This is a genomic window from Mesorhizobium sp. LSJC280B00 (genome assembly GCF_000502835.1).
Classification (GTDB): Bacteria; Pseudomonadota; Alphaproteobacteria; order Rhizobiales; family Rhizobiaceae; genus Mesorhizobium.
In genome coordinates this window covers 161,246-173,435 of the sequence record NZ_AYVL01000004.1, presented here as the reverse complement: position 1 = coordinate 173,435, position 12,190 = coordinate 161,246, and the positions used below count along the sequence as shown (strand labels likewise).

11 protein-coding genes and 1 pseudogene are annotated in these 12,190 nt (G+C 61.7%); all 12 read left to right on the top strand.

Annotated features, from left to right (window positions below):
• The first annotated feature begins 43 nt into the window (after window positions 1–43).
• The 12 genes and pseudogenes from X773_RS47110 to X773_RS47055 all read left to right on the top strand — a co-directional run bounded on the left by X773_RS47110 (window position 44) and on the right by X773_RS47055 (window position 12,133).
• Window positions 44–274 carry a hypothetical protein gene (locus tag X773_RS47110; protein ID WP_023675303.1) on the top strand — a complete coding sequence of 77 codons (231 nt, stop codon included), beginning with the start codon at window positions 44–46 and terminating at the stop codon, window positions 272–274.
• A gap of 232 nt (window positions 275–506) precedes the next feature.
• Window positions 507–695, top strand: a complete 189-nt coding sequence (locus X773_RS47105) for a DUF3606 domain-containing protein (protein ID WP_023675302.1) — start codon at window positions 507–509, stop codon at window positions 693–695.
• The gene (locus tag X773_RS77260) at window positions 695–1,009 is read left to right on the top strand and encodes a hypothetical protein (protein ID WP_031211350.1); all 315 of its coding nucleotides are present in this window, start codon (window positions 695–697) and stop codon (window positions 1,007–1,009) included. The genes X773_RS47105 and X773_RS77260 overlap by 1 nt, the downstream gene beginning before the upstream one ends.
• Entirely contained in the window at window positions 990–2,471 is a 1,482-nt protein-coding gene (locus X773_RS47100; RefSeq protein ID WP_023675301.1) for a hypothetical protein, read from the top strand. The genes X773_RS77260 and X773_RS47100 overlap by 20 nt, the downstream gene beginning before the upstream one ends.
• Before the next feature lie 332 nt (window positions 2,472–2,803).
• Window positions 2,804–2,893: a K(+)-transporting ATPase subunit F gene (locus X773_RS47095; RefSeq protein ID WP_023675300.1), complete on the top strand. Its 90-nt coding sequence runs from the start codon at window positions 2,804–2,806 to the stop codon at window positions 2,891–2,893.
• A gap of 25 nt (window positions 2,894–2,918) precedes the next feature.
• Window positions 2,919–4,622 (top strand): potassium-transporting ATPase subunit KdpA, encoded by a 1,704-nt coding sequence (kdpA, locus tag X773_RS47090; protein ID WP_023675299.1) that lies wholly within the window; start codon window positions 2,919–2,921, stop codon window positions 4,620–4,622.
• A 213-nt stretch (window positions 4,623–4,835) separates the two neighbouring features.
• Window positions 4,836–6,929 (top strand): potassium-transporting ATPase subunit KdpB, encoded by a 2,094-nt coding sequence (kdpB, locus tag X773_RS47080; protein WP_023675297.1) that lies wholly within the window; start codon window positions 4,836–4,838, stop codon window positions 6,927–6,929.
• A gap of 12 nt (window positions 6,930–6,941) precedes the next feature.
• Window positions 6,942–7,511: a potassium-transporting ATPase subunit KdpC gene (kdpC, locus tag X773_RS47075; protein WP_023675296.1), complete on the top strand. Its 570-nt coding sequence runs from the start codon at window positions 6,942–6,944 to the stop codon at window positions 7,509–7,511.
• A gap of 53 nt (window positions 7,512–7,564) precedes the next feature.
• A pseudogene (locus tag X773_RS47070) lies at window positions 7,565–10,377 on the top strand (sensor histidine kinase KdpD).
• Window positions 10,374–11,066 (top strand): response regulator transcription factor, encoded by a 693-nt coding sequence (locus tag X773_RS47065; protein WP_023675295.1) that lies wholly within the window; start codon window positions 10,374–10,376, stop codon window positions 11,064–11,066. Before X773_RS47070 ends, X773_RS47065 begins: the two are co-directional and overlap by 4 nt.
• Before the next feature lie 121 nt (window positions 11,067–11,187).
• Window positions 11,188–11,493 (top strand): hypothetical protein, encoded by a 306-nt coding sequence (locus X773_RS47060; RefSeq protein WP_023675294.1) that lies wholly within the window; start codon window positions 11,188–11,190, stop codon window positions 11,491–11,493.
• A gap of 130 nt (window positions 11,494–11,623) precedes the next feature.
• Window positions 11,624–12,133 (top strand): NUDIX hydrolase, encoded by a 510-nt coding sequence (locus X773_RS47055; protein ID WP_023675293.1) that lies wholly within the window; start codon window positions 11,624–11,626, stop codon window positions 12,131–12,133.
• Window positions 12,134–12,190 lie beyond the last annotated feature (57 nt).

Genomic DNA, 12,190 nt, shown 5'->3' with positions numbered 1-12,190 from the left:
CGTATCATTCTCCCGGGAGAGGGTTCATGGTGGGAGGAAGCCAATGAACGTGGTGCAGAGGGTGACCGTCGCCGACTTGACGGCCCAAGAGCTTGTTTCATCTGCGCTTTCACGGTTCGGTGCCGGCGACACCATATCGACGAGGGCGATGCTGGACATCGTTCGCAGGACGGCCCCGGCCTGCGGCAACAGTGACGACGATCTGGTCGAGCTTATCGTCATGACGGCCGTTGGTAGGACCATGGGCGTCGTGTTCGACCATCGCTCCCATTAGCAATCCGGAACGAATACCAGGCTGCGCCCAGGAGCAGTGGCGGGCGGTTGGCAGCGCCGCCAAAGAGGCCAGCCTGTTTGTGCGCGAAGGCCGGCCTGACGCCAAGCCCCTGCTTTGAGCAAACCGCCGCGCATGCCCGGTCATGCCCGAGGGCAGGCAACTGGGCGACACGCTCGAAGGAACTCGCTGAAATCTTGCCCGTTATGCTCTCGTCGAGATGAGGAGAGCTGCCATGGCCGACGACAAAACCAAGACCGACAGTCGCGACCGCTCACGAATGGCGGGCGGCGAAGACTACGAGGTACGTCACTTCGCCGAGGAAGCGGGCATCACCCCGGATCAGGCACGCACGCTGATCAAGCGCCACGGCACCGACCGCAAGGTGCTGAACGAAATCGCCGAAAGCATAAGAGCGTCGTAATGGCTGACAAGAAAACCGCAATGGCCGACCGCAAGACGCGCGATCCGGACGAAAAGGAGGCTCTGCGCCTGGCCGAAACCACCGACGTTTCGCCGAAGCAGGCGAAGGATCTGATGCGCAAGCACGGCAAGGACAGCCGAAGGTCGAGAAGGAAGCCAAGAACTTCAAGGCCGAGGGCTGAGCCGCCGAGCCGGTTGGACGCGCGGCACAGGGTTGTGGCCGCAATCCTGCAGCTTATCGGTTTTCTAACAAATTCGGCCTATCCCTTCCGCTATCGCGGCTCAGGGATGCCATATGCGCGGGATATCTGGTGAGGCGAGGCCGTCGATAGACGACATACGGCATGTGAGGCTGATGTTTTGCCTGCTGGCGGCGGTCGTGATGGCGGCGGCGCTCCTCGCCTTTGCCACCTCCCTCCTGCAGGATCCTGATAGCTGGTGGCACATCAAGGTCGGCATGGATATGCTGGCAAGCCGCACATTCCCCACCGTCGACATCTATTCCTATACTTTTGCCGGCCAGCCATGGATCGCCAAGGAATGGCTTAGCCAGGTTCTCCTTGCAATTGCCTTTGAAGCCGGCGGCTGGAACGGCGTGGTGCTGCTGGCGACTGCAATAATCGCGCTGACGGTCTTTTTGACGTCGTGGTATCTCAGCGCGTGGTTGAAGCCGACGCTGGCGATAGGACTGACGCTGGTTCTCGCGCTCTTGATCGGGCCAGTCTATGTCGCCCGGCCGCACATCTTTACCTTGCCCATCATCGTCGTCTGGACCGCCGGTCTTTTCCAGGCCGCACGCAACGAGAAAGCACCGCCCTTATGGCTGCTGGCGCTGCTTTGCCTGTGGGCCAATCTCCATGCCACCTTCACCTTCGGTTTCGTCATCGCCGCCTTCGCCGGCCTCGATCTCGTCACGCGCACACGCTTGTCGAACCCCTGGCTGCTGGCCAAGTGGATCGTTTTCGGGCTGCTTTGCCCGCTGGTCAGCCTGCTCAATCCCTATGGCGTCAAGGCCATACTCGCCACATTCACCGTGGCCTATGGCAATGAGGCGGTGCCTTACATTGCGGAATGGCAACCCTTCGACGCCTCGCGGCACACCCTCCAGGAGGTGGCCCTGCTGGTGGCGTTTTTCGGGCTGCTCGTGTCGAGATTGCGCATTGGCTGGGCCAAGGCGCTGTTCCTTGTCTTCACGTTGCACGTCTATCTCACCCACATACGGTTCATGTACCTGTTCTTTCTTCTCGTGCCGGTGGTCCTTGCCGTCGAGGTCGCGCAACAATATCCAGCGCTTTCAGCCGAGAAATGGGCGACGGAAAAGCGCGACGGACTTGAACAATTTTTCGCACGGCAATTTTCCAGGATTTGTGCTGGACTTGCCGTTTTGCTGGTTTTGGCGGCTGCCGCCTTCACGACCTATCCGGTCGCGCCGAGCCAGAAGACCTCGGCGAGGGACGCAATGGCCTTTGCCCAAACCCATAATCTGTCGGGCAATCTGCTGAACTCCTACGATTTCGGCGGCACGCTGATTTTCCACGGCGTCAAGACGTTTATCGACGGCCGGGCGGATCAGCTCTTCCTGAATGGCTTTACGGAAACGGATGAGCAGACGGGGCACAGCCGGGGCAAGCCGATCCTGAAAGCCCAACTCGACAAATATACGATAGGCTGGGCATTGTTGACCGCCGACGACAGCCGCATTCCGTTCTTCGACGAACTGGGCTGGAAGCGGGCCTATGCGGACGATTACGCGGTGATCTACACCCGCGCGGACTGAGCCCCGGCAGCTTCGCGCGCCGGTGCGCACCTCCCTCCTGAACCTGTGGCCAGCGCCGAGGCGGCGAAATCCTTATGGGATTTTGATTTCTTTGCTCCGCGTCCCGTCTCGAACCTTTATGGCACTTTGATCCATATTCACCGGAGCGGTGTATCCAGCCGCCGATATGATGCGGCGACGGTTTGGATAGTTTGTTAAAGTAAACAAACAAATACAACATAAGGAAAACGCGCGGTGGACATAGTTGTTGTCGCGATTGGAATCGCGTTCTTTGCTCTATGCTTCGGCTACATCAAAGCTTGCGACAAGCTGTAAGTTTAGGGGATCGTAACATGCTTTTCGACTATATCCTCGGCGGCGCCGTGACCTTGTTTCTTCTCGCCTACCTGACATACGCCCTCGTTCGCCCGGAACGCTTCTGATCTCCGCTGGCAAGGAGCCAACCCCATGACAATCAACGGATGGCTGCAGATCCTCGTCTATTGCGGGATCGTCGTTCTGCTGGCCAAGCCGCTCGGCGGCTACATGCATCGCGTTTTCAGCGGCGAGCGCACATTCCTGTCGTCAATTCTGGCCCCGCTCGAGCGCGGGCTCTACCGCATATCAGGGACCAGCGAGCGCGAGGAGCAGCACTGGACCTCCTATGCGGCGGCCCTGCTGTTCTTTAACCTGGCCGGCTTCCTGGTGCTCTATTCGCTGCTACGGCTGCAAGGCGGCCTGCCCTACAATCCGGCCGGCATGACCGCCGTCGAACCTGGGCTGGCCTTCAACACCGCCGCCAGCTTCATGACCAACACCAACTGGCAGAACTACGGCGGCGAAAGCACGATGTCCTATCTCGTGCAGATGGCCGGCTTGACCGTGCAGAATTTTCTGTCGGCGGCGACTGGCGTCGCCATTGCGGTCGCATTGATCCGCGGCTTTGCCAGGGCCTCAGGCAAATCGATCGGCAATTTCTGGGTCGATATGACCCGCGGCACGCTCTACCTGCTTTTGCCCTTTTGCATCGTGTTGACTCTGGTCTATGTCTATCTCGGCATGCCGCAGACGCTCGCTGCCTACGTCAACGCGACGACGCTCGAAGGCGCCCAACAGACTATCGCGGTCGGGCCGGTCGCTTCCCAGGTTGCCATCAAGATGCTCGGCACCAATGGCGGCGGTTTCTTCAACGCCAATGCAGCGCATCCCTTCGAAAATCCCGATGCAATCTCCAACCTGATCCAGATGGTGACGATCTTCGCCCTCGGCGCGGCGTTGACCAATGTCTTCGGCCGCATGGTAGGCAACCAGCGCCAGGGCTGGGCAATTCTGTCGGCTATGGGCGTGCTGTTCATCGCCGGCGTTGCCGTCTGCTACTGGGCGGAAGCCGCCGGCAATCCGCTCGTCCATGCGCTGGGCGTCGACGGCGGCAACATGGAGGGCAAGGAGAGCCGCTTCGGCATCGCCCTGTCGGCAATGTTTGCCGTCATCACCACGGCCGCATCCTGCGGCGCGGTCAACGCCATGCATGACAGCTTCACCGCACTCGGCGGCATGATCCCCATCATCAACATGCAGCTCGGCGAGGTCATTGTCGGCGGCGTCGGCGCCGGCTTCTACGGTATCCTGATGTTCATCGTCATTGCCGTTTTCGTCGCCGGGCTGATGGTCGGACGCACGCCCGAATATCTCGGCAAGAAGATCGAGGCCAAGGAGGTCAAGATGGCTATGCTGGCCGTGCTCTGCCTGCCGCTTGCAATGCTGATCTTCACCGCTATCGCGGTGGTGCTGCCGACCGGCGTTGCTTCCATCGCCAATGCCGGCCCGCACGGCTTCTCCGAGGTTCTCTATGCCTACACCTCGGCCGCGGCGAACAATGGCTCCGCCTTTGGCGGCCTCAGCGGCAACACGCCCTGGTACAACGTAACGCTCGGCATCGGCATGCTGATGGGCCGGTTCCTGGTCATTATTCCGGCGTTGGCGATTGCTGGCTCGCTGGTTGCGAAGAAGACCGTCCCTGCCTCCGCCGGCACCTTCCCGACCGACGGTCCGCTGTTCGTCGGGCTGCTGGCCGGTGTCATCCTGATCGTCGGCGGCCTGACCTTCTTCCCGGCCCTGGCGGTCGGACCGATCGTCGAGCACCTGGCGATGATTCACGGTCAGACATTCTGAAACGACGATGCCCTGGTTCGAGATCATACCTCGAAAGGTCCGGCATCGCCCCGAGCCGGAGGGGGAGAAAACGCCTCCTCCTTTCCCGACGCTGTCCACATTCCTCGCTATTGCGGCAGCCTTGATCATGATCTGGCTGCTGGCTTACGGGCCGCCGCACCTTCGTTCGGCACACGATCGACCGGTCAACAACATCGACACTGGAGCTACCAAATGAGCCCGTCGAAATCCGTGAGCATCATGGATACCCGCATTCTGTGGCCCGCTATCGGCGGTTCCTTCAGAAAACTGAACCCGCGCACCTTGATGCGAAACCCGGTAATGTTTGTCGTCGCCGTCGTCTCGGCGCTCACCACCGTGCTGTTCGTCAAGGATCTCGTTACCAGCGGCGGCGATCTTGGCTTCACGCTGCAGATCATCATCTGGCTGTGGTTCACCGTGCTCTTCGCCAATTTCGCCGAAGCGGTGGCCGAAGGCCGCGGCAAGGCGCAAGCTGACTCGCTGCGTCGGGCGCGAACCGAGACGCAGGCCAAGCTGTTGAACGGTGGCGACCGCAGCAAGTTCAAACTGGTGCCCGGCACCAGCCTGAAGGTCGGCGACATCGTGCTTGTCGAAGCCGGCGACATCATCCCCTCGGACGGCGAGGTGGTCGAAGGCGTGGCGTCGGTCAACGAGGCGGCCATCACCGGCGAATCCGCACCGGTCATCCGCGAATCCGGAGGCGATCGTTCGGCGGTGACCGGCGGCACGCAGGTCTTGTCCGACTGGATCCGCGTGCGCATCACCGCGGCTGCCGGTCATACGTTCCTCGACCGCATGATCTCGCTGGTCGAGGGCGCCGAGCGCCAGAAGACACCCAACGAGATCGCGCTCAACGTCCTGCTCGTCGGCATGACGCTGATCTTCGTGCTGGCGACGGCGACGATCCCGAGCTTCGCCTCGTATTCGGGCGGCTATATCTCGGTGACCGTGCTGGTCGCCCTGTTCGTTACCCTGATTCCGACCACAATTGGCGCCCTGCTGTCGGCTATCGGCATTGCCGGCATGGACCGCCTGGTGCGCTTCAACGTGCTCGCCATGTCGGGCCGCGCCGTCGAGGCGGCCGGCGATGTCGACACGCTGCTGCTCGACAAGACCGGAACCATCACGCTGGGCAACCGTCAGGCGACGGCATTTCGTCCGGTCAAGGGCGTCACCGAACAAGAACTGGCCGACGCGGCTCAGCTTGCCTCGCTTGCCGACGAAACGCCGGAAGGCCGCTCGATCGTCGTCCTGGCGAAGGAAAAATACGCCATCCGCGCCCGCGACATGGCAAGTCTGCATGCGACTTTCGTGCCCTTCACCGCGCAAACCCGCATGAGCGGTGTCGATCTGGAAGGCTCCTCGGTCCGCAAGGGCGCAGTCGATGCGGTACTTGCCCACGTCAACCTCTCGACCGTTGCCACAGGCAGTACGCGCCCCGGCAGCGACACCGTCCGCGACCTTCAGGCGATCGCCGACGAGATCGCCAAATCGGGTGGCACTCCACTCGCGGTAGAGCGCGACGGGCGCCTGCTCGGCGTCGTCCATCTGAAGGACATCGTCAAGGGCGGCATCGCAGAACGCTTTGCCGAATTGCGCCGCATAGGCATCCGCACGGTGATGATCACCGGCGATAATCCGATGACCGCGGCGGCGATCGCGGCGGAAGCCGGCGTCGACGACTTCCTTGCCCAGGCGACGCCCGAGGACAAGTTGAAGCTGATCCGCGACGAGCAGGCCAAAGGCAAACTGGTCGCGATGTGCGGCGATGGCACCAACGATGCGCCGGCCCTTGCGCAGGCCGATGTCGGCGTTGCCATGAACACCGGCACGGTCGCGGCGCGCGAGGCCGGCAACATGGTCGATCTCGACAGCGATCCGACCAAGCTGATCGAGATCGTCGAAATCGGCAAGGCGCTCCTGATGACGCGTGGCTCGCTGACCACCTTCTCCATCGCCAACGACGTGGCCAAGTATTTTGCCATCATCCCGGCAATATTCGCCGTCTTCTACATCGCCCCGGGCCAGACCGCCGGGCCGCTGCAAGCGCTCAATGTCATGCATCTGGCGACGCCGCAGAGCGCTATCCTCTCGGCCATCATCTTCAACGCGCTGATCATCATTGCGCTGATCCCGCTGTCGCTGAGGGGCGTCAAATACCGCGCGGTCGGCGCCGGTGCGCTGCTCAGCCGCAATCTCATTGTCTATGGCCTTGGCGGCGTCGTAGTGCCCTTCGTCGGCATCAAGATGATCGACATGGCCATCACCGCTCTCGGTCTCGCCTAAGGAACCACGTCGATGCTCAATCAAATCAGGCCCGCGATCGTCATGATCGTCTTCTTCACCATTCTGACGGGTTTGGTCTATCCGATCGGCATGACCGGCATTGCCCAGGCGCTGTTTTCGCGCCAGGCCAATGGCAGCCTGATCGAGAAGGACGGCAAGCTCGTCGGTTCCGAGCTGATCGGCCAGGCTTTCGAAAGCGACCGCTACTTCCATGGCCGCCCGTCGGCTGCCGGCGACGGCTACAATGCCGCCGCCTCGGGCGGCTCGAATCTCGGCCCGACCAACCCGAAGCTCATCGACAGGATCAAGAGCGACGCCGAAAAGCTGAGAGCCGAAAACCCGAGCCAGCCGGTACCGATGAATCTGGTCACCACGTCCGGCAGCGGCCTCGATCCGCATATCAGCCCCGATGCGGCCTATTTTCAGGTTGCCAGGGTGGCCAAGGCCAGGGGCGTCGATGAATCCAGGATCAAATCGCTTGTCGACAGCCATGTCGAAGATCGCGAATTGGGATTCATCGGCGAGGCGGTGGTCAATGTGCTGGCCCTCAACCTTGCGCTGGACGATGCGATGAAACAGTGAAGGACCGGCGCCGGGATCGACACCGAAGCCGGCGCCGTTCATGATTGACCCTTATGCCAGACGACAGCCGCACCGCCGAAACCAGGCCCTCTCCCGACGCGCTGCTTGAGCACGCCGAGCGGGAGGAGCGCGGTCGCCTGAGGATATTTCTCGGCGCCGCCCCCGGTGTCGGCAAGACCTACGAGATGCTGATGTCGGGCCGCGCCAGGCTGGCCGACGGGGTCGACGTGGTGATCGGCATCGTCGAGACGCACGGCCGCAAGGAAACCCAGACGCTGGTCGAAGGCTACGAGGTCATTCCTCGCCTTGAGATCGATTACAAGGGGCGGATCCTTGAGGAGATGAATCTCGACGCCATCCTCGCCCGGCACCCGGCCCTAGTTCTGGTCGACGAACTCGCCCACACCAACGTCGCCGGCAGCCGTCACCCCAAGCGCTATCTCGACGTCCAGGAAATCCTGACGCACGGCATCGATGTCTACACGACGCTGAATATCCAGCACGTCGAGAGCCTGAACGATGTCGTGGCGCAGATCACCCGCGTCAGGGTGCGGGAAACTGTCCCCGACTCCATAATCGACCAGGCCGACGACATCGAGATCATCGACCTCACCCCCGACGATCTGATCAAGCGGCTTGAGGAAGGCAAGGTCTACATCCCCAGCACAGCCCAGCGCGCCATCGAGAACTATTTCTCGCCGGGCAATCTGACGGCGCTCCGGGAATTGGCGCTCCGCCGCACTGCCCAGCGGGTCGACGAGCAGTTGCTGACCCACATGCAGGCCCACGCGATACCCGGGCCTTGGGCGGCGGGGGAAAGGGTTCTCGTCTGCGTCGATGCGCGTCCGGGCGGGGCGGCCCGTGTACGCTATGCGCGGAGGTTGGCCGACCGGCTCCGCGCCCCTTGGACGGCGCTTCATGTCGATACCCCTCATTCAGCGGCCATGCCCGAGGAGGACAAGGATCGGCTGGCGACGCAGCTGCGCCTTGCCGAGCAGCTCGGTGCCGAGGTGACGACCATTCCGGGTCAGAACGTCGCGCAAGACATCGTTCGGCATGCGACGGCGAACAACTTCACCCATATCGTGATCGGCAGGCCGACCCGATCGCGCTGGCGGGAATTGATCGAAGGCTCGCTCACTTACGATCTCATCCGCAATGCCGGCGACATCAGCGTCCATGTCATTTCGGGAAACGAACGCAACGCCGAGGCGACGTCGAGGACCGTCAAGGCGGCGGACGAGCAGTGGCAGTTCGAGATCTGGCCCTATCTCAGGGCCACGGCCTATGTTGTTGGCTCGCTCGCCTTCGCCGTTCTTCTCGACCAGTTTCTCGACGTCCGCAATCTGGCGATCATCTTTCTCATTGGGGTCCTGACGTCGGCGGTGACCGGCGGTCTCTGGCCGGCTTTGTATGCCTGCCTCATCAGCGCCATTGCCTTCAACTATTTCTTCCTGGAACCACGCTACACGCTGACGATCGAGGATCCGGAGAGCATCGTTGCGCTGGCTGTCTTCCTGGTTGTTGCGGTCATTGCCAGCAATCTAACAGCGCGCGTGCAGCGTCAGGCGGTCGCTGCGCGCTCGCGGGCACGCGCCACAGAAGATATTTATCTCTTCTCAAAGAAGCTCGCCGGCGCTGGGACGCTTGATGACGTTCTCTGGGCGACTGCCTTCCAGATCGCCTCGATGCTGAAGCTGCGCGTGGTGCTGCTTCTGCCGGAGAACGGCACAATTGCGGTCAAAGCCGGCTACCCACCCGACGACACGCTGGCCGAGGCCGACATCGCAGCAGCCCGCTGGGCCTGGGAGCATAACCGCGCCGCCGGGCGCGGCGCCGACACGCTGCCCGGAGCAAAGCGCCTCTATCTGCCCTTGCGGACCGGACGCACGGCGGTGGGCGTTGTCGGCCTCGACAACGACAAGCAAGGTCCGCTGCTGACACCCGAGCAGCAGCGTCTGCTCGATGCGCTCGCCGACCAGGCGGCGGTCGCCATCGAGCGCATCCAGCTCGTCGCCGATGTTGACCGGGCCAAGCTCGCGGCCGAGGCAGACCGTCTGCGCTCGGCCTTGCTCACCTCCATTTCCCACGATTTGAAGACGCCACTTGCCGCCATCATGGGCGCNGTCTGCGCTCGGCCTTGCTCACCTCCATTTCCCACGATTTGAAGACGCCACTTGCCGCCATCATGGGCGCGGCCGGAACACTCAGGGACTTCGAGGCCGCACTTCCCGAGCAGGACCGGACGGAACTGCTGTCGACCGTGCTCGATGAAGCGGAGAGGCTTAACCGCTTCATTGCCAATCTGCTCGATATGACCAAGATCGAATCCGGCACGATGGAGCCGAACTATGCGTTTCACTATCTCGGCGACATTGTCGGTTCAGCTCTGTATCGGGCCCGCAAAATCGTCGGCGAGCATAAGACCGAGATCGACATTCCATCGGATCTGCCGATGTTGCGGGTCGACCCCGTTCTGTTCGAACAGGTGCTGTTCAACCTCCTCGACAATGCTGCAAAATACGCGCCGCCAGGTTCGACGATCCGCCTGCAAGCCTGGGCCGACAACGGCTTCGTCATCCTGCAGATCATGGATGAGGGACCAGGCATTCCGCCAGCGGATCTAGAGCGCGTTTTCGACACTTTCTACCGTGTGCGCAAGGGTGACCAGGTGCGTGCCGGCACGGGGCTCGGCCTGTCGATTTGCCGCGGCTTCATCGAAGCGATGGGCGGGACGCTCTCGGCGGCAAACAGGTCCGACCGCTCGGGGGCGGTTTTCACCATCAGGATGCAACTGGTGCCGGCGGAACTGCCCAACCTCGGCGAACCCGATGCGGGCCATCAAAATATGGACGATCTGGCATGACGAGCCTGGACGTCAGGATATTGGTGGTCGACGATGAACCGCCGATCCGGAAACTGCTTCGCGTCGGGCTTGGCAGCCAAGGCTATGCGATCAGCGAGGCGCCGAACGCCAGGGCGGCGATTGAACTCATCGAGACGGAAAAGCCGGACCTTGTCCTGCTCGATCTCGGCCTCCCCGGCATGAGCGGCCATGATTTGCTGCGCAAATGGCGGGATGATGGCCTGGACATTCCCGTGGTTATTCTTTCCAGCCGCACTGATGAGGCCGGCATCGTGTCCGCCCTCGAACTCGGCGCCGACGACTATGTCACCAAGCCGTTCGGTATGAACGAGCTTGTCGCACGCATCCGCGTAGCGCTTCGCCACAAGTTTCAGCAGCAGGGTGAGAGACCGGTGTTCCAAACCGGCGACCTCTCCGTCGATCTGGTGAAGCGCGTCGTCAAGGTCGAGGACAAGGAGATAAAGCTCTCGCCGAAGGAATACGACATTCTTCGCACCTTGGTGCAGCACGCCGGCAAGGTTCTCACCCACCAGTTCCTGCTGAAGCAGGTCTGGGGCGATTCCACCGACGTTCAATATCTCAGAGTCTATGTCCGGCAACTCAGGCTAAAGATTGAGAAGACGCCCGACCAGCCCCGCTATATCACGACCGAGACCGGCGTCGGATACCGGCTGCGCGAAGTCGATTGACGCGAGGAGCATCCGAAGCCGAAATGCCTCTTCCAATCCGCTTCAAATCAGCGGCGGCCATGGTGTCGTCGGACAAAAGCCCTATATTAAGGAAAGATCGGTTTTGTGCGGGAATGAATGGATGTCACGGCTTCGTCTATTGACGTTTTTAGGGTCGGCAATGCTGACCGCGGCGATGCTGTCGGGCGTAAATCCTGCTGCATCGGCACAGGTCGTCAGTCCCGCCGACCGCAACGTGTTGATCCAGCAAGACCAGTTGCAGATGTTGGAGAACAGGCTGCGGCGGCAGCAATACCAGCAGCAGCAACAGCAGTACCGTGCCCAGGATCGCCAAATCCCAACACCGCAACGGCAGGAGGTGCCGCAGATGAGGCCAACTTGCCAGTTGCTGCCGTCGGGGAGCGGCTTTGTCAGCACCTGCCGCTGACGACCGGCCCTTTCCATTTATTTAGCCGACTTATATATTGTGGAAACCGCTCCGCTTGCGCCCCATTGAAAGCGGCCGACTTTGCAACGCTGCCCTTGCCGTTTGGGCACCGCCTCGACTGGATTATCGAATGGCAGCCAGCAAGAAGAAGGTCGTACGCAAGGCAAGGGAGGGCGACCGGATTCGCCAGGTCGCGGCGATTCCGTTTCGGCTGAACGAGCATGGCGAAGTCGAGGTGATGCTGGTCACATCGCGAACGACAAGGCGCTTTATTGTGCCGAAGGGCTGGCCGATGCAGGGCAAGAGCGGCCGCAAGGCGGCCACCATCGAAGCACAGGAAGAAGCCGGCGTTCTCGGCAAGACACTGAAACAGCCGGCCGGCACCTATTGCTACTGGAAGCGGCTGGCGAACCGCTTCGTCCGTGTCGACGTCGTCGTCTATTTGCTGGAGGTAACCGAGGAACTTGCCGACTGGCAGGAATCCAAGAGGCGTCAGCGTGCGTGGCTGGCACCAGCCGACGCGGCGTTGCTCATCGACGAGCCGGATCTTTCGACGCTGGTGAGGAACATCAGGATTGCCGAGCTGGAGCATAATCCCAAAAAGCAGGGTCCGGCGTTCGGAAAAGATCCCGCTCAATAGAAGATGGAGGCCTGCCCCGACTGTGTCGGGATGGAATTGGTTCCAGCGCCCGCCGCC

Coding starts and splice junctions, on each gene's coding strand:
- X773_RS47110 (WP_023675303.1), top strand. CDS start 44: ATGAACGTGGTGCAGAGGGTGACCGTCGCCGACTTGACGGCCCAAGAG.
- X773_RS47105 (WP_023675302.1), top strand. CDS start 507: ATGGCCGACGACAAAACCAAGACCGACAGTCGCGACCGCTCACGAATG.
- X773_RS77260 (WP_031211350.1), top strand. CDS start 695: ATGGCTGACAAGAAAACCGCAATGGCCGACCGCAAGACGCGCGATCCG.
- X773_RS47100 (WP_023675301.1), top strand. CDS start 990: ATGCGCGGGATATCTGGTGAGGCGAGGCCGTCGATAGACGACATACGG.
- X773_RS47095 (WP_023675300.1), top strand. CDS start 2,804: ATGCTTTTCGACTATATCCTCGGCGGCGCCGTGACCTTGTTTCTTCTC.
- kdpA (WP_023675299.1), top strand. CDS start 2,919: ATGACAATCAACGGATGGCTGCAGATCCTCGTCTATTGCGGGATCGTC.
- kdpB (WP_023675297.1), top strand. CDS start 4,836: ATGAGCCCGTCGAAATCCGTGAGCATCATGGATACCCGCATTCTGTGG.
- kdpC (WP_023675296.1), top strand. CDS start 6,942: ATGCTCAATCAAATCAGGCCCGCGATCGTCATGATCGTCTTCTTCACC.
- X773_RS47065 (WP_023675295.1), top strand. CDS start 10,374: ATGACGAGCCTGGACGTCAGGATATTGGTGGTCGACGATGAACCGCCG.
- X773_RS47060 (WP_023675294.1), top strand. CDS start 11,188: ATGTCACGGCTTCGTCTATTGACGTTTTTAGGGTCGGCAATGCTGACC.
- X773_RS47055 (WP_023675293.1), top strand. CDS start 11,624: ATGGCAGCCAGCAAGAAGAAGGTCGTACGCAAGGCAAGGGAGGGCGAC.